At 72.1% G+C, this 23,630-nt stretch carries 22 protein-coding genes and 1 pseudogene; 6 read left to right on the top strand and 17 right to left on the bottom strand.

The window, feature by feature from the left end; translation table 11 throughout:
• Positions 1–82 precede the first annotated feature (82 nt).
• Positions 83–1,231, bottom strand: coding sequence for an adenosine deaminase (locus ACFYXK_RS17770; protein ID WP_327361836.1), 1,149 nt, complete (start codon positions 1,229–1,231; stop codon positions 83–85).
• A 113-nt stretch (positions 1,232–1,344) separates the two neighbouring features.
• Between ACFYXK_RS17770 and ACFYXK_RS17765 the strand changes: the two genes are divergently transcribed.
• Together ACFYXK_RS17765 and ACFYXK_RS17760 are read left to right on the top strand one after the other, a co-directional pair.
• Positions 1,345–2,076: an alpha/beta hydrolase gene (locus ACFYXK_RS17765; RefSeq protein WP_383505421.1), complete on the top strand. Its 732-nt coding sequence runs from the start codon at positions 1,345–1,347 to the stop codon at positions 2,074–2,076.
• Between the two features lie 78 nt (positions 2,077–2,154).
• Positions 2,155–2,526: a cupin domain-containing protein gene (locus ACFYXK_RS17760; protein WP_389411928.1), complete on the top strand. Its 372-nt coding sequence runs from the start codon at positions 2,155–2,157 to the stop codon at positions 2,524–2,526.
• A 5-nt stretch (positions 2,527–2,531) separates the two neighbouring features.
• On the opposite strand, the gene ACFYXK_RS17755 is transcribed toward ACFYXK_RS17760, so the two are convergent.
• The 3 genes from ACFYXK_RS17755 to ACFYXK_RS17745 are packed head-to-tail and all read right to left on the bottom strand — an operon-like array spanning position 2,532 to position 4,721.
• Positions 2,532–3,992 carry a CehA/McbA family metallohydrolase gene (locus ACFYXK_RS17755; RefSeq protein ID WP_389411927.1) on the bottom strand — a complete coding sequence of 487 codons (1,461 nt, stop codon included), beginning with the start codon at positions 3,990–3,992 and terminating at the stop codon, positions 2,532–2,534.
• Positions 3,973–4,308 (bottom strand): hypothetical protein, encoded by a 336-nt coding sequence (locus ACFYXK_RS17750; RefSeq protein ID WP_389411926.1) that lies wholly within the window; start codon positions 4,306–4,308, stop codon positions 3,973–3,975. Before ACFYXK_RS17750 ends, ACFYXK_RS17755 begins: the two co-directional genes overlap by 20 nt.
• The gene (locus tag ACFYXK_RS17745; protein ID WP_389411925.1) at positions 4,296–4,721 is read right to left on the bottom strand and encodes a hypothetical protein; all 426 of its coding nucleotides are present in this window, start codon (positions 4,719–4,721) and stop codon (positions 4,296–4,298) included. Before ACFYXK_RS17745 ends, ACFYXK_RS17750 begins: the two co-directional genes overlap by 13 nt.
• Before the next feature lie 136 nt (positions 4,722–4,857).
• Between ACFYXK_RS17745 and ACFYXK_RS17740 the strand changes: the two genes are divergently transcribed.
• The gene (locus tag ACFYXK_RS17740) at positions 4,858–5,898 is read left to right on the top strand and encodes a LuxR C-terminal-related transcriptional regulator (RefSeq protein ID WP_389411924.1); all 1,041 of its coding nucleotides are present in this window, start codon (positions 4,858–4,860) and stop codon (positions 5,896–5,898) included.
• On the opposite strand, the gene ACFYXK_RS17735 is transcribed toward ACFYXK_RS17740, so the two are convergent.
• Positions 5,841–6,839, bottom strand: coding sequence for a LysR family transcriptional regulator (locus ACFYXK_RS17735; RefSeq protein WP_389411923.1), 999 nt, complete (start codon positions 6,837–6,839; stop codon positions 5,841–5,843). The two genes, ACFYXK_RS17740 and ACFYXK_RS17735, sit on opposite strands and share 58 nt — an antisense overlap.
• A 99-nt stretch (positions 6,840–6,938) precedes the next feature.
• Between ACFYXK_RS17735 and ACFYXK_RS17730 the strand changes: the two genes are divergently transcribed.
• The 3 genes from ACFYXK_RS17730 (at position 6,939) to ACFYXK_RS17720 (ending at position 10,191) form a co-directional block, all read left to right on the top strand.
• Positions 6,939–8,222, top strand: coding sequence for an MFS transporter (locus ACFYXK_RS17730; RefSeq protein WP_389411922.1), 1,284 nt, complete (start codon positions 6,939–6,941; stop codon positions 8,220–8,222).
• Between the two features lie 165 nt (positions 8,223–8,387).
• Complete coding sequence (locus ACFYXK_RS17725; RefSeq protein WP_389412112.1) at positions 8,388–9,083, top strand: L,D-transpeptidase family protein; 696 nt, start codon at positions 8,388–8,390, stop codon at positions 9,081–9,083.
• A 76-nt stretch (positions 9,084–9,159) separates the two neighbouring features.
• Positions 9,160–10,191 carry a sigma-70 family RNA polymerase sigma factor gene (locus tag ACFYXK_RS17720; protein ID WP_389411921.1) on the top strand — a complete coding sequence of 344 codons (1,032 nt, stop codon included), beginning with the start codon at positions 9,160–9,162 and terminating at the stop codon, positions 10,189–10,191.
• Here ACFYXK_RS17720 and ACFYXK_RS17715 read toward each other — a convergent pair.
• The 12 genes and pseudogenes from ACFYXK_RS17715 to ACFYXK_RS17660 form a co-directional block, all read right to left on the bottom strand.
• Positions 10,078–10,404 (bottom strand): STAS domain-containing protein, encoded by a 327-nt coding sequence (locus ACFYXK_RS17715; RefSeq protein WP_389412111.1) that lies wholly within the window; start codon positions 10,402–10,404, stop codon positions 10,078–10,080. The genes ACFYXK_RS17720 and ACFYXK_RS17715 overlap by 114 nt on opposite strands.
• Before the next feature lie 111 nt (positions 10,405–10,515).
• Positions 10,516–11,793, bottom strand: coding sequence for a thymidine phosphorylase (locus tag ACFYXK_RS17710; RefSeq protein ID WP_389411920.1), 1,278 nt, complete (start codon positions 11,791–11,793; stop codon positions 10,516–10,518).
• A 94-nt stretch (positions 11,794–11,887) separates the two neighbouring features.
• Positions 11,888–12,277 (bottom strand): cytidine deaminase, encoded by a 390-nt coding sequence (locus ACFYXK_RS17705; protein ID WP_389411919.1) that lies wholly within the window; start codon positions 12,275–12,277, stop codon positions 11,888–11,890.
• A complete protein-coding gene (locus ACFYXK_RS17700; protein ID WP_389411918.1) occupies positions 12,274–13,539 on the bottom strand; it encodes an ABC transporter permease in 1,266 nt (421 codons plus the stop codon). The genes ACFYXK_RS17705 and ACFYXK_RS17700 overlap by 4 nt, the downstream gene beginning before the upstream one ends.
• On the bottom strand, positions 13,536–14,654 hold the full coding sequence (locus ACFYXK_RS17695) for an ABC transporter permease (RefSeq protein WP_383505449.1): 1,119 nt from the start codon (positions 14,652–14,654) through the stop codon (positions 13,536–13,538). Before ACFYXK_RS17695 ends, ACFYXK_RS17700 begins: the two co-directional genes overlap by 4 nt.
• Positions 14,651–16,213: an ABC transporter ATP-binding protein gene (locus tag ACFYXK_RS17690; RefSeq protein ID WP_389412110.1), complete on the bottom strand. Its 1,563-nt coding sequence runs from the start codon at positions 16,211–16,213 to the stop codon at positions 14,651–14,653. Before ACFYXK_RS17690 ends, ACFYXK_RS17695 begins: the two co-directional genes overlap by 4 nt.
• A gap of 277 nt (positions 16,214–16,490) precedes the next feature.
• On the bottom strand, positions 16,491–17,555 hold the full coding sequence (locus ACFYXK_RS17685) for a BMP family protein (protein ID WP_389411917.1): 1,065 nt from the start codon (positions 17,553–17,555) through the stop codon (positions 16,491–16,493).
• Positions 17,556–17,773: 218 nt separating this feature from the next.
• Positions 17,774–19,018: an amidohydrolase gene (locus ACFYXK_RS17680; protein WP_389412109.1), complete on the bottom strand. Its 1,245-nt coding sequence runs from the start codon at positions 19,016–19,018 to the stop codon at positions 17,774–17,776.
• A gap of 137 nt (positions 19,019–19,155) precedes the next feature.
• A complete protein-coding gene (locus ACFYXK_RS17675; RefSeq protein WP_389411916.1) occupies positions 19,156–20,391 on the bottom strand; it encodes a hypothetical protein in 1,236 nt (411 codons plus the stop codon).
• 89 nt (positions 20,392–20,480) lie between these two features.
• On the bottom strand, positions 20,481–21,392 hold the full coding sequence (locus tag ACFYXK_RS17670) for an N-acetylneuraminate synthase family protein (RefSeq protein WP_389411915.1): 912 nt from the start codon (positions 21,390–21,392) through the stop codon (positions 20,481–20,483).
• A 47-nt stretch (positions 21,393–21,439) separates the two neighbouring features.
• A pseudogene (locus tag ACFYXK_RS17665) lies at positions 21,440–22,150 on the bottom strand (cytidylyltransferase domain-containing protein); the annotation flags it as partial.
• 26 nt (positions 22,151–22,176) lie between these two features.
• Positions 22,177–23,511 (bottom strand): DUF6716 putative glycosyltransferase, encoded by a 1,335-nt coding sequence (locus tag ACFYXK_RS17660; protein ID WP_389411914.1) that lies wholly within the window; start codon positions 23,509–23,511, stop codon positions 22,177–22,179.
• Positions 23,512–23,630: the final 119 nt, after the last annotated feature.

Here is a 23,630-nt window from a genome sequence, read left to right as displayed (position 1 = left end):
CCCCGGCCGCAAACATACGTAAATACGAGAAAGCGCCCGGGAATTGCTCCTCCCGGGCGCTTTCCTTACGTCACGCCATGACCTAGACCGATACGGAACCGCTGGTCGAAGCGGTCTGCTGGAACAGCCATTCCGACTTCAGCTCCGCGTAGCCGGGCTTGATGACCTCATTGATCATGGCCAGTCGTTCATCGAAAGGAATGAACGCGGACTTCATCGCATTGACGGTGAACCACTGCATGTCGTCGAGCGTGTAGCCGAAGGTGTCGACCAGGTGCTCGAACTCCCTGCTCATGCTGGTGCCGCTCATCAGCCGGTTGTCGGTGTTGACCGTCAGGCGGAAGTGCAGCTTGCGCAGCAGGCCGATCGGGTGCTCGGCGTACGAGGCGGCCGCGGCGGTCTGCAGGTTCGAGGTGGGGCACATCTCGAGGGGGATGCGCTTGTCCCGGACGTACGAGGCCAGCCGGCCCAGCTTCACGGAGCCGTCGGCGGCGACCTCGATGTCATCGATGATCTTCACGCCGTGACCCAGGCGGTCGGCGCCGCACCACTGCAGGGCCTGCCAGATCGACGGCAGGCCGAAGGCCTCGCCCGCGTGGATGGTGAAGTGGTTGTTCTCGCGCTTGAGGTACTCGAACGCGTCGAGGTGGCGGGTGGGAGGGAACCCGGCCTCGGCGCCGGCGATGTCGAAGCCGACCACGCCGTTGTCGCGGTAGCGGTTCGCCAGTTCGGCGATCTCCAGGGCGCGGGCGGCGTGGCGCATCGCGGTGAGCAGCGCACCGACGCGGATGCGGTGGCCGCTCGCCTTCGCGCGGCGCTCGCCCTCGCGGAAGCCGTCGTTCACGGCCTCGACGACCTCTTCGAGGGTCAGGCCGGCTTCCAGGTGCTGTTCGGGGGCGTAGCGGATCTCGGCGTACACGACGCCGTCCTCGGCCAGGTCCTCGGCGCACTCGGCGGCGACGCGGAACAGCGCCGCCTTGGTCTGCATGACGGCGCACGTGTGCGCGAACGTCTCCAGGTAGCGGGGCAGGGAGCCGGAGTCGGCGGCTTCGCGGAACCAGATGCCGAGCTTGTCGGCGTCCGTCTCGGGAAGGCTCTCGTAGCCGGCCTCGCGGGCCAGCTCGATGATGGTCCCGGGGCGCAGGCCACCGTCGAGGTGGTCGTGGAGCAGCACCTTCGGGGAGCGGCGGATCTGATCCGGGGTCGGCAGGTTGAGGGTCTCGCTCGTCATCCGGGCACTCTACTCCTACGCGCGTAGAGCAGCGCGTCGGCGACAGGGGTCGATACGTAACAGAGACCGTACGGACGGGTCGCGTACACCTGTCAGTCTGAGAATGTTCCGCCATGGCACAGCATGCGCCGCCGGCGCGCGGGGCCCGCCTGGGGCGGGCGGCCGGCGCGAACGGCTCGGTCCCGACGGGAAGCACAGTCAACGGAGCGGTCCTCCTGCTCCCCGGAGCGTCCAGATGGTTCCCCGGTCCGGTGCGCCCGCTCGCGCGGGCACTGGTCCGGGCGGGCGGGGCGGACGGGCTGGTCGCGCACACGGTCCTGCACGGCAGGGGGGCCTGCCGGGAGGACGACGCCCGTTGGGCGGCGGACGAGGTGGTGCGCCGGTACGGGGACGTGCCGGTGTGCCTCGTCGGCTACGACGCGGGCGGCCGGGCGGCGCTGCGGGCGGCGGGCCACGAGGCCGTCAACTCGGTGGTGGCGCTCGCCCCTTCCTTAGGCGAGGTGGTCTCGGCGGATTCCCCGGAACCGGTGAAGCAGCTGTCGGGGCGGCAGGTGCTGATCGTGCACGGGACGAACGACGCGCACAGCGATCCTGAAGCATCGTTTCGGCTGGCGGCGCAGGCGAAGAAGGCGAACCGGGCGACCTGCCGCTTCGAGGTGCACTCGGACGGGCACCGGTTGCGGGAGCACCAGGCGGAAGTCGTCGCGCTGTCCGTGGATTTCGTCCTGGGGGCGATGCTCTCGGGCCGGTACTCGCGGCCGGTGACGGACGCGCTGGCGGCGCCGCCGCCGCTGGGACTGCGGATGCCGCTCGCCTCCGGGTTCGGCCGGTCGCTGCGGGGCTGAGCCGTCCTGTAGGACGGGCACGCCGCGCGTACAGTGAGGAGTGGACTCGGGGTGGTCCTCTCCCGGAGGCGATGGGTCATGGCTGGATTGGTGTCCAGGAACTTCGACAAGCCGGACGAGACCCGACCGTTCGAGGGCGGCATGGGCCGGCTGGATCTGTTCAACACCGAGGGCGGCGCGGTGGGCCGGGCGGTCTTCGAGCCGGGGTGGCGCTGGTCGCAGCACGTCAAGCCGCTCGCGGGCACGGACAGCTGCCGGTCCGCCCACACCGGGTACGTGGTGAGCGGCCGCATGGTGATCGCCATGGACGACGGGGAGCAGGGCGAGGTCGGCCCCGGCGACTTCATCCAGATCGCGCCCGGGCACGACGCCTGGGTCGTCGGAGACGAGCCCTGCGTCGCCCTCGACTGGACCGGCTACACCGACTACGCCAAGCCCGCGACCGGCTGACGCCGTCAGGAAACCGGCAGCCACACCGGGTTCGTGAACGCCGCCGGGGCGCCCGGAAGGGGCGGCGCCGTGGCGGGATGACGGACCTCGGCCCGCACGTACGCGGAGCGGGCCGGGGTGGTGTGCCATTCCAGGGTGGTGGCGTCGGGGGCCGTGACGGCCGGGCCCTGATCGGTGATCAGCCTGAGTTCGCAGCCCGGGGCGCCCGTGACCGTGAGCCGGATCAGCACGTCCGCGTCCGGGGCCACCCGCAGGCACTCCCCGATGCCGGCATGCTCCCCGCGCCCTCCGACGGCCTCGAAGCCCACCGTGACCTGCGCGGATTCCGCCGCGTAGGACCGGCCGGCCCGTATCCCGGCGAGGACGGCGTCCCGGGTCAGGTCCTCGGCGAGGACCACGGTCTGCGGGCCGCCGATGCGGTCCGGGTCGCGGTGGTGGTCACTGCTCGCCATGGCCGGCAGCCACCGCTCGCCGTCGGCGCCGCGCAGGGCGGCGTCCCAGGAGGCCAGGGAGACCTCGTCGTCCGGGGTCCACGGGCCGTTCCAGACCTCGACCGCGTCGGCCTCGCCGAAGCCGAACTTCCAGGCGCAGCCGATGCAGGTGGCGTGCGGGTGGGCGGGCACGACCAGCCCGCCCGCGCCCCGTATGGCACGGGCGAACCGGCCGAAGCGGCCCTCGCGCGCCCGGTAGCGCCAGTCGACGAAGGTCCCCGGGTCGGTGCCGACCGCCAGGACGTGGCCGGTGCGGGTGGTGATCTCCTCGCCGGTCAGGATCAGCAGGTCGGGCGAGAGCGCGTCGGCCCAAGCGGCGTGCGCGGTGTGGGTGTTGTGCTCCGAGGAGTTGATGAAGTCCAGGCCGGCGGCCCGGGCGAGGCCGGCGATCTCGGCCGGGGTGCGGCGCCCGTCGGAGTGGACCGAGTGGATGTGGCAGTCGCCCCGGTACCAGGCCCGGCCGCGGCCCCGGGCCCGCTGGGGCGGGTAGACGGGTCGGGGGGTGCGGCCCGGGTCCCCGAAGGTGAAGCGCACGGTGATCTCGTACGGGAGCCCCTGCGGGGCCACGGTGTACGGGCCGAGCAGTATGTGCCAGCGGCCGGCCCCGACCGGGCCGGGCACGTAGCCGGGGGTCGCCTCGTCGGCGCGCAGGAAGAACTCGCTGCGGGCGCCGCCGGACCAGCCGCGGAAGCCGCGGCCGCCGAGGGCGGTGCCGTGCTGGTCGAAGATGCCTATGTCGAGGGCGTTTCCGGGGGTGCCGGGCGGTACGGGCGGCTTCCCGTACGTGTAAGCCACCCTTAACTCGCTTACGCCGCGCGGCACGTCGAGGGGCACTTCGACGAAGTCCGGGGCGCCCGGGGGGATCGTGCCGGTCAGGATCCGGGTGTCCGGCGAGGGCGCGGACAGGTGCGGGGCGGCGGCTGCGGCGGCGCCGGACGCACCGGTCGCCAGAACTTCACGTCGGGTCAGGGCCATGCCTCCACGGTGGCGGCGGTACGTGAATCCCGTGTGAATCCGGGGTGAGGGGTACCGGCCGTCCGAGCAGGGCCGCGGCCCGGTCCAGGACGCGGGCCAGGGAGCGCGCCGTCGGGGCGGCGATGGCGGTGGTGGCGGCCGCTCCCGGCCCCGGGATCCGGCGGGTCCAGCCGAGGATGCGGTGGCGGCCTGCGCGGGAGAGGGCCGCGACGGCGAGTTCGGTGCCTTCGAGGTACTCCTCGACGAGGAGGTCGGTGACCTCGGGGTACGCGCGGACGGCGGCCTGCGCATCGGCCGGCCCGGCTAACAAGCGCACGCCCTCGCCCAGAGAGCCCGCGCGGCGTGCAGGGTGTTGGAGCGGGCGCGCAGGGCGGCCTTGTCCATGAGGGCGGTGACGGCCGCCGCGGGGGTGCCGGGCAGGCCGAGGGCCTCGTTGGCACGGGCGGCGGCGAGCGCTCCGGCCTGGTCGAAGCCGAAGACGCGGGCGCGCCCGTGCCGGACCGCGTCGAGCCGGCCGACGGCGGCGATCAGGCGGCGGTGGTCGCGCCGGTCCGCCCGTACCCGCCGCTCCGCCCCCTCACGGTCGGAGGGCACCGGCCGATCCGGCGCGACCACCACGGTGTGCGCGCCGGCCCGTCGGGCGGCGGCCACCACGGCGGGTCGCGGGCTCAGCAGAACCGCCTTGGGCCCCCGCCCGGTCCTGCGAACCCGCTCCCGCTCCCCCGTCACCGCGTTTCCCCCTTCACCCGGTGTGACCACTGTGCCGGTTCGGCATATGCGCAAGGCGCCCGTTCGGGGGTCGTCTTGCCGCCTTGCGGGAACACGAGGGGTTTATAAACATCCACAATCCGGGACGAATACGCACATGCCAGCCGACGAAGCCGACCAGCCGCACGGGGGTGACCTGAGCCGCGCCGCACGGCGGCTGTACGCGTACGCCGTGGAGCGGCATTCGTTCGCCGAGTCCGAGGCCACCGAGGCCCTCGGGGCGCGGGCGGCCACGGCGATCACCGAGCTGGCCGCCGCGCACCTGCTCCAGCGGGCTTCCGGCGACGGTCCGGAGCGGTGGAGCGCCGTGGCGCCGCGGGCGGCGGCGGCCCGGGCGCTGGCCCCGCTGGCCCTGCTCGTACGGGAGACCCACGACGAGATGGACCGGCTGCGCGGGCGGCTGGAGGCGCTGGTCCCGGCGTACGAGGCGGGTGCGGCGCACCTCGAGCGGAACGGGTCGGGGCGGGCGAAGCTGGAGCTGGTCACCGACCTGGGGGCGGTGCGCGGGCTGATCGCGGAGCTGGTCGCGGGGTGCGAGCGGGAGCTGCTGACCTCGCAGCCGGGCGGGGGCCGGCCGGTGGAGACGCTGGAGGAGGCGATCGGGCGGGACGAGTCGCTGCTGGCGCGCGGGGTGCGGATGCGCACGATCTACCAGCACACGGCGCGCTACTCGCGGCCCACGGCGGCCTACGTGGAGCGGGTGACGGCGCTGGGCGCGCAGGTGCGGACGCTGGGCGACGCCCTGATGCGGATGCTGGTGTTCGACGGGCACACGGGGCTGATGGCGGTGCCGGACCGCAGCGGGGCGGCGCTGGTGGTGCGGGAGCCGGCGGTCGTGCACTTCATGACCTCGGCGTTCGAGCGGTGCTGGGTGGAGGCGGAGCCGTTCCCCACGACGGTGAGCCCGGACGCGGCCCGCTCGCTCTCGGACGAGCTGCGGCAGACGATCGTGCGGCTGCTGTCGGAGGGTCTGGAGGACAAGGTGATCGCGCGCCGGCTGGGCATGTCGGAGCGGACCTGCCAGCGCCACATCGCGGAGATCATGCGCGCGGCGGGCGCCAAGTCCCGTTTCCAGGCGGGCTACTTGCTCTCCTCGGCGGTGGCTCCCGCCGCCTCGGGGAGCGAAGCCCCGTCCTGACCGGGGTGCCAGCCGTGCAGCTCGGGGATCAGCCGGCCGCGGCGGGACAGCAGGAACCGCTTGAACTCGGCGACCGGCGGGGTGTCGGGGTGGCCGTCGAGCCAGGCGACGCCGATCTCGCGGACCGCGCGCGGGGCGGTCACCGTCAGCTCGACCACGCCGGGGCGGGCCACGGCCGGCGGCGGGAGCAGGGCCACGCCGAGGCCTGCCGCGACGAGGCCGCGCAGGGTCTCTGCCTCCTCGCCCTCGAAGGCCACGCGCGGGGTGAACCCGGCCTCGGCGCACAGGTCGTCGGTGATGCGGCGCATGCCGTAGCCGGGCTCCAGGGTGACGAAGGTTTCCTCGGCGGCCTCGGCGAGGCGGATGCGCTTGCGGGTGGCCAGGCGGTGGTCGTCGGGGACCACCAGGCGCAGCCGCTGCACGTCCAGGCGGCGGGCGACCAGGTCGGGGGCGTCGGGCAGCGGTGAGGTCAGGCAGAGGTCGAGCTCGCCGGCCCGCAGCTTCTCGAGCATGGCCTCGCCGTAGTTCTGCACCAGGGAGAAGCGCACGCGCGGGTGGTCGGCGCGGAAGGCGCGGATCAGGCCGGGTACCGTCTCGGGGCCGAGGGTGTGCAGGAACCCGAACGCCACCTTGCCGAAGGCCGGATCGGCGTCCTGCTGCACCGACTCGGCGGCGCGGGCGATCTCGGCGAGGGCCCGCTCGGCCGAGGCGAGGAAGGTCCGGCCGGCCGTGGTGAGTGCGACGGTGCGGCCCTTGCGGGCGAACAGCGTGACGCCGAGGTCCTGTTCGAGCCGGACCATGGCCCGGGACAGGGTGGACTGCGGGACACCCAGCTCGTGCGCGGTGCGGGTGACGTGCTCGTGGCGCGCGACGGCGGCGAAGTACGCCAGGCGCGGGGCCAGCAAACCTGTCACCGCGATGTCTTCTTCGTAACGGTTCATTTACAGGCACCCCTCTGAGCTGCGGTCATGCACCAGTGGATTGATTATCGCGATTCTGTGCATTGGACGCATGAAACAGGACGGGGCTACGGTCGTTGCATGCCTCCCGTTCATACCGGGGCACCCGTCACCACGGGTGCCTCCACCCCGTCGTCCCCTGCCGCACCGGAACCCCGCTCCCCCGGCCGCCCCGGCTACCGCCGCATGAGCCTCGCGCTCTTCGCCGCCGGACTCGCGACGTTCGCCCTCCTCTACTCCACCCAGGCGCTGCTGCCCGCGATCTCCGACGGGTTCGGCGTGACGGCGGGTCAGGCCAGCTGGACCGTGTCCGCGGCCACCGGCGCCCTCGCCCTGTTCGTCCTGCCGCTCAGCGCGCTCTCCGAGCGCTTCGGGCGGACCCGGATGATGACGGTCTCCATGCTGGTCGCCGTCGGCGTCGGCCTCCTCGTACCGTTCGCGCCGAACCTGGAGTGGCTGGTGGTCCTGCGCGCCGTCCAGGGTGCGGCGATCGCCGGCATCCCGGCCTCCGCGATGGCGTACCTGGCGGAGGAGGTCAAGCCGAAGGCGCTGGTGGGTGCGATCGGCCTGTTCGTGGCGGGCAATTCCATCGGCGGCATGAGCGGCCGTCTCGTCACCGGATGGGCGGCCCAGGCGTGGGGCTGGCGGGGCGGGCTGCTGGCCGTCGGCCTGATGTCCCTCGCCTGCGCGGCGGCCTTCCTGGTGCTGCTCCCCCGGGCCCGGTTCTTCCGCCCGGCCTCGCTGAACCCGCGCGCGGTCGGCCGAACCGTCGCCGGTCATCTGCGCGATCCGCTGCTGATGCGCCTGTACGGGATCGGCGCGCTGTTCATGACCGTCTTCGGCGCCGTGTACACCGTCATCGGCTACCGGCTGGTCGACGAGCCGTTCTCCCTCGGGCAGGGCGTGATCGGCTCGATCTTCCTGATCTACCTGGTCGGTACGGTCTCCTCGGCCGCCGCCGGGCAGCTGGTGGCCCGTACGGGGCGGCGCGGCGCGCTGTACCTGGCGGTGACCACGACCGCGCTGGGCCTGCTGCTGTCCCTGGCGGACTCGCTCGCCGCGATCCTGGTCGGCCTGGTCCTGATCACGGCCGGCTTCTTCGCGGGCCACGCGGTGGCGTCCGCCGCGGTGAGCCGGACCGCCACCTCGGGCCGCGCGCAGGCCTCGGCGCTGTACCAGTCGGCCTACTACCTGGGCTCCAGCGCGGGCGGCACGCTCGGCGCGCTCGCCTACCACTCGGCGGGCTGGGCGGCGACGGTGGGCATCGCGCTGCTGGCCGTGCTCGGCGTCGTGTCGATCACCCTGTACGGCTCGCACGCGGCGCGCGCCGAGCGGCGTCACGGCTCGCTGGCGGCCGCACGCTGATACGGCCGCGGGCGGATCGCCCGTACGACATCGGTACGAGCGGAATTACGGAGCCCGGAGGCGCAAGCCGCCCCGGGCTCCGGCGCGTTGCCCCTCCCCGCCGGGCAGGCATGAGGAGGTGGGAGGGAGTCCGGCGTGAAATCCATGCGGATGCGTACGGGACGGATGCGTACGGTGCGGCGTGCGGCGGCGGTGGTCTGCGGGGCGGTCGTGCTCGCGACCCCGCTGGTGGTCGGCGGGGGCGGGGCGGCGCAGGCCGCCGGCTCGTGCAACGTGACCACGGGGCCGTACCAGCGGCAGGTGGAGCAGTTCCTGGGCCGGCCGGTCGACGGGTGGCAGTCCGCGGCCGACTGCCAGGCGGTCAAGGCGTTCCAGGCCCGGCACGGCATCACCCCGACCGCGGGGTACGCCGGGCCGCTGACCTGGCAGACGATGAGCACCATGCTGGCGCAGCGGGCGGCGGGCACGACGCCGAACAAGGACGGGAAGTGCCCGGTGGACCTGGGCCGGATCGCCTGCGTCGACCTGACCCGCCAGCTCAGCTGGGTCCAGGACGGCGCCAGGCTGGCGTACGGCCCGGTGCCGGTCCGCACCGGGAAGGACGGCACCGAGACCCGGACCGGCCTGAAGCGGATCTACTACCGCAGCATCGACCACTGGTCGACGATCTACGACGTGGCGATGCCGTACGCGCAGTTCTTCGACAACGGGATCGCCTTCCACTCCGTCGAGAAGAGCATGTGGAACCCGCCGGGGTCCGGCGGCTGCGTGAACATGCGGCCCGCGGACGCGAAGGCGTACTGGAACCTGCTGGTCAAGGGCGACGACGTGTACGTGTACGGCCGCAAGCCCGGTACCTAGCCGGGGCTTTCCGGCTGCCGTTGTCAGACCCCTCGGGTAGCTTTCGAGGTATCGGACCGACTGGGGGAAGACAGCCATGAGTGACCTCGCGACCGGAACCGGAACCGAAACCGGCATCGACTCCGACCTGGACGCGGCGATGGACCGTTACCGGGTCGAGCTCACCGGCTACTGCTACCGCATGCTCGGCTCCTCGTTCGACGCCGAGGACGCGGTGCAGGACACCTACGTCCGCGCCTGGCGCAGCTTCGGGAAGTTCGAGGGCCGGTCCTCGCTGCGCTCGTGGCTGTACCGGATCGCCACCAACGTCTGTCTGGACCTGCTGAGCGCGGGGAACAAGCGGGCCCGCCCGATGGACCTCAGCGCCCCGCAGCACCAGGCGTCCGCGGTGCTGAGCCGGTCGCCCGAGGCGACGTGGCTGGAGCCGGTGCCGGACGGCCGGGTGCTGCCGCAGACCGCCGATCCGGCGGAGATGGCGCTGGCGAAGGAGTCCGTACGCCTCGCGTTCGTGGCGGCCCTGCAGCACCTTCCGGCGAAGCAGCGGGCGGTGCTGATCCTGCGCGAGGTGCTGGCGTGGAAGGCGGACGAGGTCGCGGCGCTGCTGGAGACCACGGTGGCCTCGGTGAACAGCGCCCTCCAGCGGGCCCGGGCCACGATGTCCGCCACGCGCATGCGCGAGAGCGAGGCGGCGGATCCGCTGGACGCGGAGCAGGTGAAGCTGCTGGAGCAGTACCTCTCGGCCTTCGAGGCGTACGACATCTCCCGGCTGACCACCTTGCTGCACGAGGACGCGGTGCTGTCGATGCCGCCGTTCGACCTGTGGCTGCAGGGGCCGGCGGACATCGCGGCGTGGCATCTGAACCAGGGCATCGGCTGCAAGGGCTCCCGCCTGGTCCCGACCACGGCGAACGGCCTGCCGGCCTTCGGCCAGTACCGGCCCCGGGAGGACGGCGAGCCGGGGCACGTGCCGTGGGCGCTGCAGGTCCTGGAGATCTCAGACGGCAGGATCGCCGGGCTCAACGCCTTCCTGGACACCGACCGCTGGTTCCCCCTCTTCGGCCTCCCCGAGCAGCTCGCGGAGTCCGACGAGGTCCAGCAGGGCGCGTAGCCCGGGCCGGGCGCCGCTCACCCGGAACGGCCGCCCCCGCGCGGCGAGCCGCAGCCGTGCCAGCGCTTCGACGGCGCCCAGGTCCGCAGCGGTGACGGCGCCGGCGTCGCACACCACCGCGGTGGCCCCGCCCTCGTACAGCCGGACGAGGCGGGCGCACAGCCCGTCCACGTCCCGCGCGGTCGGCCGGGGCCCGGGCAGCACGAGTCGCATGATCTCCACGCAGGGGTGACTGCCGGGCCCGCCCGAACTCATCGGTGCGCACAAAGACGTCGGCGCGGCTCCGGACGGGGAGCCGCGCCGACGCGCTGGGGGGGCCGCAGGTCAGGCGATGCGGTCCAGGACGATCGGCGTGGCGGAGAACGCCGTGCCGGCCGGGGCGATGTCGTACGTGCCCTCCAGCGAGGCCAGGGCGTAGTCGAACTTCTCCGGGGTGTCCGTGTGCAGGGTCATCAGCGGCTGGCCGGCCACCACGGTGTCGCCCGGCTTGGCGTGGAGCTCGATGCCCGCGCCCGCCTGCACCGGGTCCTCCTTGCGCGCGCGGCCGGCGCCCAGGCGCCAGGCGCCGACACCGACGCCGTACGCGTCCAGACGGGTCAGGACGCCCGACTCGGGGGCGGTGACCACGTGCTGCTCGCGGGCCACCGGGAGGGCCGCGTCCGGGTCGCCGCCCTGGGCCGCGATCATCCGGCGCCAGACGTCCATCGCGGAACCGTCGGCCAGTGCCTTGGCCGGGTCGGCGTCCTTGATGCCCGCCGCGTCCAGCATCTCGCGGGCCAGCGCCAGGGTCAGCTCGACGACGTCGGAGGGGCCGCCGCCGGCCAGGACCTCGACCGACTCGCGGATCTCCAGCGCGTTGCCGGCCGTCAGGCCGAGCGGGGTGGACATGTCGGTGAGCAGGGCGATCGTCTTGACGCCGCTGTCCGTACCGAGGGCGACCATCGTCGAGGCGAGCTCGCGCGCGTCCTCGATGTTCTTCATGAACGCGCCGGTGCCGACCTTCACGTCGAGGACGAGCGAACCGGTGCCCTCGGCGATCTTCTTCGACATGATCGAGGAGGCGATCAGCGGGATGGCCTCGACGGTGCCCGTCACGTCGCGCAGGGCGTACAGCTTCTTGTCGGCCGGGGCCAGGCCGTCGCCCGCCGCGCAGATGACCGCGCCGGTGGTGTCGAGGACGTGCATCATCTCCTCGTTGGACAGCAGCGCGCGCCAGCCGGGGATCGACTCGAGCTTGTCCAGGGTGCCGCCGGTGTGGCCGAGGCCGCGGCCCGACAGCTGCGGCACGGCCGCGCCGCACGCGGCGACGAGCGGGGCCAGCGGGAGGGTGATCTTGTCGCCGACGCCGCCCGTGGAGTGCTTGTCGGCGGTCGGGCGGGACAGGGAGTCGAAGTTCATCCGCTCGCCCGACGCGATCATCGCGGCGGTCCAGCGCTTGATCTCGGCCCGGTTCATGCCGTTCAGCAGGATGGCCATCGCCAGCGCCGACATCTGCTCGTCGGCGACGACACCGCGCGTGTACGCGTCGATGACCCAGTCGATCTGCTCGGGGCTCAGCTCGCCGCGGTCCCGCTTGGTGCGGATGACGGAGATGACGTCCATGTGGTGCTTCCTTCTACGCGCATAGAGATGAGGGGAAAGAAAGACGGAAGGGAGACGGCCCTTCGCCCGGTGGGGCGAAGGGCCGTCGGCACGGCTATCTCAGGTGGTCCGGCCCGAAGGCCTGCGGCAGCATCTCGGCCAGCGGAAGGATCCCCTTCGGGGTCTCCACCAGCAGTTCCGGCCCGCCGAACTCGAAGAGCAGCTGGCGGCAGCGCCCGCACGGGACGAGGATCTCGCCCTTGCCGTCCACGCACGTGAAGTGCGTCAGGCGGCCGCCGCCCGTGGCCTGGAGCGCGGAGACCAGCCCGCACTCGGCGCACAGGCTCAGCCCGTAGCTGGCGTTCTCCACGTTGCAGCCGACCACGGTGCGGCCGTCGTCGGCCAGGGCGGCGACCCCGACCCGGAAGCCGGAGTACGGGGCGTACGCCCGGGTCATGGCCTCCCGGGCGGCGGCCCGCAGGGCCTCCCAGTCCACGTCGGTCACTTGCCCTGGCCCTTGCGGTAGGGCAGACCGTCGGCCTTGGGCATGCGCAGGCGCTGCGCCGACAGGGCGAGCACCAGCAGCGTCGTGACGTACGGGGCCGCCTCGACGAACTGGCTCGGGACGGCATCGGTCAGGACGTACCAGAGGAACAGGGCGGCCGAGCTGACCGCCGCGAACCCGGCCTGGACGTGCTTCTTCTTGTACAGGTACCAGCCGAAGGCCACGACGAGCAGGATCGCCAGGAGCAGCAGCATCGCGTGGACGTTCTCGGCGCCGCCGCGCAGCTTGAGGCTGTAGGTGAAGCCGAAGAGGCCGGCGCCGAGGGCCGTGCCGCCGGGCATCCAGTTACCGAAGATCATCGCGGCGAGGCCGATGTAGCCGCGGCCGCCGGTCTGGCCCTCCTGGTAGATGCCCGTGGAGACGATCGCGAGGAACGCGCCGCCGAGGCCGGCCAGCCCACCGGAGACGATCACGGCGATGTACTTGTACTTGTAGACGTTGACGCCGAGGGACTCGGCGGCGACCGGGTTCTCACCGCAGGAGCGCAGGCGCAGGCCGAAGGAGGTCCGCCACAGCACCCACCAGGTGCCCGGGACCAGCAGGACGGCGATGACGGTCAGCGGCGAGAGGTTGGTGACCAGGCCGCCGATCACACCGGCGATGTCCGAGATCAGGAACCAGTGCTTGCCCTGCAGGGTGGCCATCCAGTCCGACAACCCCGGCACGGTGATCTCCGTGATCGGGTCGATGCGCGGGGACTGCTTGGAGGAGCCGCCCGGGGCCTTGTCGAAGGTGAAGTTCGACAGGTACTGGGTGAAGCCGACGGCCAGGATGTTGACCGCCACACCGGAGACGATGTGGTTGACGTTGAACGTCACGGTGATGATCGCGTGCAGCAGGCCGCCGAGGGCGCCGCCGACGACGCCCATGAGGACACCGGTCCACGGGCCCCACTGGTAGCCGGCCCAGGCACCGAACCAGGTGCCGAGGATCATCATGCCCTCGAGGCCGATGTTGACGACGCCCGCGCGCTCGGCCCACAGGCCGCCGAGGCCGGCGAGGCCGATCGGGACGGCGAGCTGGAGCGCACCGGAGATCTGGCCCGCGGAGGTCAGGTCGTCGGCGCCGGAGATGACCCGGACCAGCGAGATCAGGGCGAGGCCGCCCGCGATGATCAGCAGGATCCAGGGCAGGGTGAGCTTGCGTCGGCCGCCGTCCTTCTTGGGCGCGGCGCTCGTCGCGGAAACGGTGCTGGTGCTCACGCCGCGACCTCCTTGTTGTCGGTCTTGAGGGCGTGGCCGGCGGCCAGCTCACGGCCGACCTTCTGCTGCTGGCGGCGGATGCCGTAGCGGCGGACGAGCTCGTAGCTGACGACGACCGCGATCACGATCAGGCCCTGCATGATCGTGCCGATCTCCTTGGCGTAGCCGGCGGTGTCGAGACCGGCGGCGGCCTTGTCGATGAAGGCGATCAGGAACGCGGAGAAGAAGATGCCGATCGGACTGTTGCGGCCGAGCAGCGCGATGGTGATGCCGGTGAAGCCGATGCCCAGGGGGAAGGACAGGTTGTACGTGTAGGACTCGCCGAGCAGCAGCGGCATGCCGGTCAGACCGGCGACCGCGCCCGAGATGAGCATCGAAGTCATGATCATCTTCTTGGCGTCCACGCCGGAGGCCTGCGCGGCGGACTCGCTGGCGCCGGTGGCGCGCAGGTCGAAGCCGAAGCGGGTCCGGTTGAGCACGAACCAGTAGACGATGCCGAGGGCGAAGGCCACGAAGGTGAAGCCGTAGACCTCCAGGCCGTCCCCGATGGTCAGGGCCGGGAACCTGCCGGACTCCGGGATGTCACCGGTGGTCAGGTTGTTCGAGCCGGGAGGCTGGACACCGAGGTTCTTCGGCAGGATCAGCCAGGCGATCACCGCGGTGGCGATGGCGTTGAGCATGATCGTGGAGACGACCTCGCTCACGCCGCGCTTGGCCTTGAGGATGCCGGCGATGCCGGACCAGAAGGCACCGGTGGCCATGGCCACGAGCACGATCAGGAGGATGTGCAGCGGACCGGGCAGCGAGACCGAGGCGCCGACCACGGCGGAGATCATCGCCGCGAGACGGTACTGGCCGTCGACGCCGATGTTGAAGAGGTTCATCCGGAAGCCGATGGCGACGGCCAGGGCAGCCAGGTAGTAGATACCGGCCTGGTTGACGATGAGGACCTGGACGTCCTCATAGCTGGCCTGGTCGATCATGATGCGCAGCGGGTCGATCGGGTCGACGCCCGAGGCCGTCAGCACGATCATGGTCAGGAGGAAGGCGCTGACCAGAGCGAGCGCCGGTCCGGCGACTGCGAGGAGCAGCCGGTCCTTGTCGAATTTCTTCATCGGGCCTCGTCCTCCGTCGTGTCACCGTCGGCAGCGTCGGAAGGGTTGTCGGTGGCTTCCAGGTGGCCGCGGGCGGCACCCGTCATGGCGGTGCCGAGTTCCTCGGGCGTGATGGTCGCCGGGTCGGCGTCCGCGACCAGGCGGCCGCGGTAGATCACGCGCAGCGTGTCGGACAGGCCGATCAGCTCGTCCAGGTCGGCCGAGATCAGGAGCACGGCGAGGCCCTCGCGGCGGGCCTCGCGGATGGCGTCCCAGATCTGGGCCTGCGCGCCGACGTCCACACCGCGGGTGGGGTGGGCGGCGATGAGGAACTTCGGGTTGTGGCTCATCTCGCGGCCGACGATCAGCTTCTGCTGGTTGCCGCCGGAGAGGGAGGCCGCGGTGACCTCGATGCCCGGGGTGCGGACGTCGTACTCGCGCACGATCCGCTCGGTGTCCTTGCGGGCGGCCTTGGGGTCGAGGATGCCGCGCTTGGAGTTGGGCTCCTCGGTCACGTGGCCGAGGATGCGGTTCTCCCAGAGCGGGGACTCCAGCAGCAGCCCGTGGCGGTGGCGGTCCTCGGGGATGTAGCCGATGCCGCCCTCGCGGCGCTTGCGCGTCGGCGTGGTGGAGATGTCGGTGCCGTCGAGGGTGATGACACCGCCGTCCGGGATGCTCATGCCCATGAGGGCCTCGATGAGCTCGGTCTGGCCGTTGCCCTCGACGCCGGCGATGCCGAGCACCTCACCCTTGTGGATGGTGAAGTCGATGCCCGACAGCACCTCGCGCACGATGCCGTCCGGGTCGGTGGCGGCCAGGCGCAGGTCCTGGACCCGCAGCATCGGGGTCGTCGTCACGGTCGACTCGCGCGTCTCCGGCGACGGCAGCTCGCTGCCGACCATGAGCTCGGCGAGCTGCTTGGTCGTGGCGGTCTTCGGGTCGGCGGTGCCGACCGTGGTGCCGCGGCGGATGACGGTGATGTCGTCGGCGACCTTCAGCACCTCGCCCAGCTTGTGCGAGATGAAGATGACGGTCAGGCCCTCGGCCTTGAGCTCCCGCAGGTTGTCGAAGAGCGCGTCCACCTCCTGCGGCACGAGCACCGCGGTGGGCTCGTCGAGGATGAGGGTGCGGGCACCGCGGTAGAGGACCTTGAGGATCTCCACGCGCTGGCGGTCGGCGACACCGAGGTCCTCGACCAGGGCGTCGGGGCGCACGCCGAGGCCGTACGCGTCCGAGATCTCCAGGATCTTCTTGCGGGCCTTGGCACCGATGCCGTACAGCTTCTCGCCGCCGAGAACCACGTTCTCCAGGACGGTGAGGTTGTCGGCGAGCATGAAGTGCTGGTGCACCATGCCGATGCCCCGGGCGATGGCCTCGCCGGGGTTGGCGAAGGTGACCTGCTCCCCGTCGATGGCGATGGTGCCCTCGTCCGGCTTCTGCATGCCGTAGAGGATCTTCATCAGGGTCGACTTGCCGGCACCGTTCTCACCGATGAGGGCGTGGACCGTGCCCTTGCGGACGGTGATGGCGATGTCCTTGTTGGCGACGACGCCGGGGAAACGCTTGGTGATGCCGTGCAGTTCTACGGCGGGGGGGCTGGACGCGTTGATGACGCACTCTCCTTGGCGCGGAAGGAGCTGGAAAGCCAAGTTGGCAGGGGCAGGACGGGATCGGCCGGGCGGGTGGGCGGGAGGAGGACGGTATCGCGTCCACGATGCCTCTACGCGCGTAGCACTGTCGAAAGTGAAAACTTGCGGCCAACTGGCCACAAGGATCACGAAACGCGGCTCGGGGCCCGGGAGCGGTAGAGACCGCTTCCCGGACCCCGGAGACCACTACTGCACGTCAGGGACTGCCTTACGGGGCGGTCTTGACGTTGATCTTCTTGGCGATGATGTCGGCCTTCGCCTTCTCGACCGCGGCGGTGACGTCCGCCATCTTCTTGTACTCGGGGTTGGAGTCGGCCAGGCCGACGCCGTCCTTGTCGAGGCCGTAACGGATCTCACCGTTCTGCGGCTTGCCGTCCTCGACCGACTTGATCAGGTTGAAGACCGCGTCCGGGACGTCCTTCGTGACCGAGGTCAGGATGTGGTCCTTGTACTTCGCCAGACCGGCCTGGTTGTACTGGTCGGAGTCGACGCCGATGGCCCACTTGCCGGCGGCGGCGGTGGCCTCGATCGCACCCGAACCGGCAAGACCGGCGGCGGAGTAGATCACGTCGGCACCCTTGGCCAGCTGGCCCTGGGCGGCGGCCTTGCCGAGGTCGGGCTTGGCGAAACCGGAGAAGTCCGGGGGCTGCGTCAGGTAGGTCGACAGCACCTCGGCGTTGGGGTTGGTGTCCTTGACGCCCTGGGCGAAGCCCGCCTCGAACTTCTTGATCAGCGGAACCTCGACACCGCCGATGAAGCCGACCTTGCCGGTCTTCGACGCCTTGGCGGCGGCGACGCCGGCCAGGTAGGAGCCCTGCTCCTCGTTGAAGACCAGGTTGGCGATGTTCTTGTCGGTCACCGAGGTGTCGTCGATGAGGCCGAACGTGGTGTTCGGGAACTTCGCGGCGACCTTCTTGATGGCCGGCGCGTAGGCGAAACCGACACCGATGACCGGGTTGTTGCCCTTGCGCGCGAGCTCGGTGAGGCGCTGGACCTTGTCGGCCTCGCTCTCGCCCTCGGTGGGCTCGGCCTCGGCACCCTTGATCTTCAGGTCCTTCTGGGCCTTCTCGAGACCCGCGAACGCGGCGTCGTTGAAGGACTGGTCACCGCGGCCGCCGATGTCGTACGCGATGGCTGCGGACTTCTGGCCCGACGACGACTCCGACGAGGACGCGGAGGAGTCGGACGACTTCTTTCCGCCACAGGCGGTGGCCGAGAGGGCCAGCGCCGCGGACGCGATGCCCACGGTGGCGATCCTGGTGATCCGGCGCAAGGGGAGGCTCCTTCAAAACCTGACCGAAGCGCCACGACCGGCGCTGGTTTAGCGGCGATCGTAACGCGCGTAGATGTCAGTTAAAGGGCCGTTCATGAGTCGTTATCGGATCGTCGCGAATCGGACAGTGACCGATCGGTGACTGCCCGGACGTCCAGCCCTTGTGTACCAAGGGCTGGACAGGTGTGACGGCAGGCGCTCAGATGTTGTAGGAATTTTTACCCGATCGGCCTCGAACGGCGCCCGTCGAGCAGTGCGGCGGCCGTGAAGAACTCCACGCCGACCCCGATCGCGGACTCGTCCACGTCGAAGTCGCCCCGGTGCAGGTCCCTCTTGGCGCTCGCGCCGGGGGTGTGCACCCCGAGCCGGGCCATGGCTCCGGGCACGTGCTCGAGGTACCAGGAGAAGTCCTCGCCGCCGAGGCTCTGCTCGGTGTCCTCGACGGACTCCTTGCCGAGCCGGGCCGCCATCGAGTCGCGCAGCAGCTCGGTGATGACCGGGTCGTTCACGACCGGCGGCACCCCGCGCACGTAGGTGATCTCCGACTTGGCCCGGTGCATCCCGGCGATCTCGTCGATCGCGGCGTGGATCTGGTCGGGCGCCTCGTGCCAGGCGTTGATGTCCAGGCAGCGGATGGTCCCGGACAGCTCGGCGTGCATCGGGATCACGTTGCAGGCGTGCCCGGCCTCGATCCGGCCCCAGGTGATGGACATGCCCGAGCGGGCGTCCATCCGGCGGGACAGCACGGCCGGCAGGTCGACGGCGACCCGGGCGGCGGCCGTGACCAGGTCGGTGGTCAGGTGCGGGCGGGCCGTGTGGCCGCCCGGGCCGGCCAGCGTGATCTCCAGCCGGTCGCAGGCGGAGGTGATGGGCCCGGTCCGCAGTCCGATCTTCCCGGCGTCGACCCGCGGGTCGCAGTGCACCGCGACGATGCGGCCCACGCCGTCCAGGACACCGGACTCGATGGCGTCGGTCGCTCCGCCGGGCAGCACCTCCTCGGCGGGCTGGAACAGCAGCCGCACGGGGCGGGGCAGCAGGCCCTGCCGGTCGAGGTCGGCGAGGACCAGGCCCGCGCCGAGGACGACCGCGGTGTGCACGTCGTGGCCGCAGGCGTGGGCGCGGTCGGGGAAGGTCGAGCGGTACGCCACGTGGGTCTTGGTGTCCGGAATGGGCAGGGCGTCGATGTCCGCGCGCAGGGCCAGCATCGGCCGGCCCCCGTCCCAGGTGCCCACGTCACAGATCAGGCCGGTCCCGGACTTCAGCACGCGGGGGCGCAGGCCGGCTTTCTCCAGCCGGGCCTTGATCGCCGCCGTGGTGCGGAACTCCTGGTGTCCTAGCTCGGGATGCATGTGCAAGTCCCGGCGGAAGGCGATCAGTTCGGCACGCAGGTGGTCCGGAAGCTTGCCGGGCAGCTCGGGCCGGTCGGGCGTGCCGGGCAGGGCGGTCTGGGACTCGCGGGACATCAACTGGTTCACCCGTTGAAGGGTAGGCGCACGAATGGCTCAACTGGCCGGAGATCACCAAAAGTTCATGCCGTTAGGGGAAAAAAACCAGACCTCTGGACGCATGACCGGATGCACCCGGGGGTAAACTCGCGCGCTCATCCGGCCGCAGAGGCCGTCTGGGCAGGCAGTCTGTGCACATCACGGGCGGTCTCGGTGACCCCGGCGAGAAAGGTGCGGGCCCGCGGCGAGGCGGATCCGGTGAGCCAGGCCGGGTCGACATCGCATACGGCGACGGTCACACCGGTACCGGTCAGCGCGTACGGCAGGGTGTGGACGACGGTGGACGGAAAGCTGACGATCGTACGGCCGACGGGGCCGCGCCGGGCGATCAGCTCCAGCGGCAGGTCCGGGCGGACGATCTCGAGCCCGGTCGCCTCGCTGAGCGCGCGCAGCTTGTCCGCGGACTCCCGGCGGTGGGCGAAGTAGCGGGTGGCCCCGTGCTCCAGGGTCAGGGCGCGTACGGCGTCCAGGTAGCGGGCCGGGTCGACCACGCCGGTCTCGACGAGGGAGGTGCCGACGAGGTCGGTGCCCTTGGTCAGGCGCGGCGGGCCGAACCGGGAGCGGGTCCAGGCGAACTCGTTGACCCGCAGTGTCATCGCGCCGTGGACGGTGACGGGCATCGAGCTGAACACCTCGACGCGGCGGCCCTTGCCCGCGGCCGGGGTGAAGCGGCGCCGGGCGGTGGCCGAGACCGGCGCGTACGCGAGCTCGCGGACGCGGCCGGGCAGGCCTCCGCCGCCGACCCGGTGCCAGCGTACGAGGCGCTCGCCGCGGCCGGTCTGGGCGACGAACTCCATGGTGGCGGTCCCGTCGTCGACCACCACGAGCTCCTCGGCCCGTACGAGGGTGAGCAGGAGCTGCACGTACCGGGAGAAGGGGTCGCCGACGACGACCCGGCGGGCCGCGCGCACGTCCCGGGCGAGCGCGGCGAGCGCCTTGAAGGGCGCGAGCCGGCCGCCACGGGCCTCCTGCCAGGCGACCTCGTACCCCTCGTCCCGCGCGAGGCCCGCCATCCGGCGCAGCTGGCCGCGGGACATGGGGTCGGTGGGGGGCAGCACGATGATCCGCAGCCAGGACGACGCGTCGGCCGGACGGTCCGGGGCGGGGGCCTTCGCGCCGCCGGCGGCATCCGCCGGGCCGGAGCCGGCGTCCGAGGGATCGGCCCCGGAGGCCGGCCCGCGCGCCGCCCGGCTGGGCTGGCGGGGGACGCCGGCGAGCAGCGGGGCGCCGCCCGGTGCGGACACGGCTTCGGCGTACGCCCACTCCAGCACGTTCAGGAGCTGGACCGGACTCTCGACGAAAGCCAGGGTGGAGGCTGAGGGGGTCACCACGTACTCCTCGTCAGGGGCGGGGCGGAGCGTCGTACCGGGCGGACACCGGGCGGGACGGCGGAACGGCCGGAGGGCCGGAGGGCCGCGGCTCAGACCGAGGCGAGTTCGCCCTGGACCCGGCGGAGCTTCTTCATGGGGCCGAGCTCGGAGTCGTAGACGCGCTTGATGCCGTCGCCGAGGGCGGTCTCGATGGTGCGGATGTCGCGGACCAGGCGGGCGAGGCCGCCCGGCTCCACGGAGGCGGCCTGGTCGGAGCCCCACATGGCGCGGTCGAGGGTGATGTGCCGCTCGACGAAGGCGGCGCCGAGGGCGACGGCCGCGAGGGTGGTCTGCAGGCCCGTCTCGTGGCCGGAGTAGCCGATCGGGACGTTGGGGTACTCCTCCTGCAGGGTGTTGATCACCCGCAGGTTGAGCTCCTCCGCCTTGGCGGGGTACGTCGAAGTGGCGTGGCAGAGCAGGATGTTGTCGCTGCCGAGCACCTCCACGGCGTGCCGGATCTGCTTCGGGGTGGACATGCCGGTGGAGAGGACGACGGTACGGCCGGTGGCGCGCAGGGCGCGCAGCAGCTCGTCGTCGGTGAGGGAGGCGGAGGCCACCTTGTGGGCGGGCAGGTCGAACTTCTCCAGGAAGGCGACGGCCTCGGTGTCCCACGGGGAGGCGAACCAGTCGATGCCGCGCTTGGCGCAGTGCTCGTCGATGGAGCGGTACTCGGCCTCGCCGAACTCCACGCGGTGGCGGTAGTCGATGTACGTCATCCGGCCCCAGGGGGTGTCGCGCTCGATGTCCCACTGGTCGCGCGGGGTGCAGATCTCCGGGGTGCGCTTCTGGAACTTCACGGCGTCGCAGCCCGCTTCGGCGGCGGCGTCGATGAGGGCGAACGCGTTGCCGAGGTCGCCGTTGTGGTTGATGCCGATCTCGCCGACGACGTAGACGGGGCGGCCGGGGCCGGCGGTGCGCGAGCCGAACGTGCGCAGGCGGGAGTTGGGGGTGGCGACGGTCATGGCAGCTCAGGTCCTTCGTTCGGTGCGTGGGGGTGCGGAGGGGGTGTGAACAGGGGGGCGAGGAGGCGGGCGCGGGCCAGGTCGTGCGGGTCGTCGATCTCCAGGACCCGTGCGGGGTCGGTGGCGACGGGGAGGGTGCGCCCGAAGAAGCGGTGCCGGGCCGTGCGGAAGCCGGCGGCGTCCATGGCGTAGGCGGCGCCGGTCTCCAGCAGGTCCTGGGGCCGGTCCTGGCGGCGGGGGCGTACGGCCTTGTCGTGGTTGACGCCGCTTCCGGCGCCGTCGGCCGCCTCCCGCCACAGGAAGCCGTGGAACGGGGCGACGGTCAGGGCCGAGTCGGCCGAGCCGGTGGCGACGGCGGCGGCGACCGACTCGACGTCGGAGGAGGTCAGGAAGGGGCTGGTGCACTGGACGAGGAGGACGACGTCCACGCTGAGGGAGTGCAGTTCCTCGAAGGCGTCGAGCGCGTGCAGTACGGCGGCCTCGCTGCTCGCGGTGTCCCCGGAGATCGCCGCGGGCCGGCGGATCGCGTCGGCCCCGGCGGTGCGGGCGGCGTCGGCGATGGGGGCGGCGTCGGTGGAGACCACGACGTCGGTGACGGTGGCGGCGCCCCGGCAGGCCTGGACGGCCCGGACGACGAGCGGGACTCCGGCCACCTCGGCGAGGTTCTTCCCCGGGACGCCCTTGGAGCCGCCGCGGGCCGGGATCACGGCCAGTACGCGGGGGCGCCCCGCGCGGTTCGCGGCAGGGTTCGCGGCGATACGCGTGGCGGGGTTCACGGCGGGGCTCACAGCTCCCCCATCCGGCGGATCATCGGGGCCACGCGCTGGACCCCGTGCCGGTACGCCCCGCGGGCCGCCTCGCGCAGGTGCGAGCGGAGCCAGCGGCGCAGCCGGGACTCCCCGCCGCTCTCGCGGACCGCGCCGGGCAGCGGGGTCCCGTCGGGGGCGAGGTGGTGCCGGGCCAGGATCCCGGGCAGGTACCCGGGCGCGGTGACCTGCGTGTAGTAGGGGGCGACGGCGGGGAGGACCGGGAGGTCCAGCAGTTCGCCGAGCCGGGCGCGGGCGGCGGCGAAGGAGTCCCGGGCGCCGGACGCACCCGTCACCCCCTGGTCGGCCAGCCAGTCGGGGTCGCCCTGCGGCAGCAGGCCGGCGTCGAGCTGGTCCCAGGACGCCAGGCAGCCCGAGCCGAGGAAGTGGTGGTTGCCGAGCACCTCGCGGATGCCGAGGTCGGTGAGGACCGCGGTCGGGATCCCGCGGTGCAGGGACTCCAGGGCGGCCGTGGAGGACACCGTGACCAGCAGGTCCGTGCCGTCCAGGACCTCGCCCATGTTCCCGTACACCAGGCGGCAGTTGGCGGGCAGTCCGCCCGGGATCCGCTCGGCGAGCCGCTGGTACGGCTGCTCCTCCAGGTGTGTGGTGTGCTCCCCGGGCCGGCTGCGCAGCTTGATCAGCACCTCGCGCTCCGGGTGCAGCCGGGCGTGCCGGGCGGCCCGTTCCAGCAGGTAGGCGCGGTCGGCGCGGCTTTCGGGGACGGAGGGCTGGACGGCGAAGACCACGGTGTGCGCGCGGCTGCCGGCCTTCTCGTACGCCGCTCCGTCCAGGAAGGGCAGTGCCGTCTGCGTGACGGCGCCGGCGTCCGCGCCGACGCCCTCGTACACCGCGCGGAAGCGTCCCGCGTCGTACCGGGAGTTGGCGAGGACGAGGTCGGCCCCGTGTCGCAGCAGCAGCCCGTCGGCGAGCTTCTCGTATACGACGCCCACGTATCCGGTGACGAGGACGGGGCGGGCGGCGGGCTCGGGCCACAGGGCGCGGACCCCGTGCAGGACCGCCTGGACGGCTCCGCCGACGAGGGCGAGGACGACGACGTCGTAGCGCCCGCGCTCGAGCTCCGCGAGGAACTGCGCGCAGGTCACCTCGGAGAGCCGGTCGGCGCGGACGCCCACCTCGCCGAGCTGGCGCGCGGTCGGGGTGGCCCGGCCGCGGAGCAGGTACCCGGTGAGGTGCGGCTCCGGCGCGAGGCGGCGGGCGGTGAGTGCGCCCCATTTCCATCGCGTATCGGAATCGGCGAGTACGGCGATGCGAAGGGCAGTACGAGTGGCGGCACGATTACTGGCTGGCACCCGGCAGAAGCTATTCCGCAATTTCGGTGATCGGCCCAACGAACGCACAACAGCGGGTTAACAACCCGTCTACGTCATGCGAAACCGCACGGGTTAACGCGCCCGCCCTGCGTCGTTCA

This window comes from Streptomyces sp. NPDC002209, from assembly GCF_042890265.1.
In the GTDB taxonomy this organism is placed as follows: Bacteria; Actinomycetota; Actinomycetes; order Streptomycetales; family Streptomycetaceae; genus Streptomyces.
This window is presented reverse-complemented; position numbering and strand designations above follow the sequence as displayed.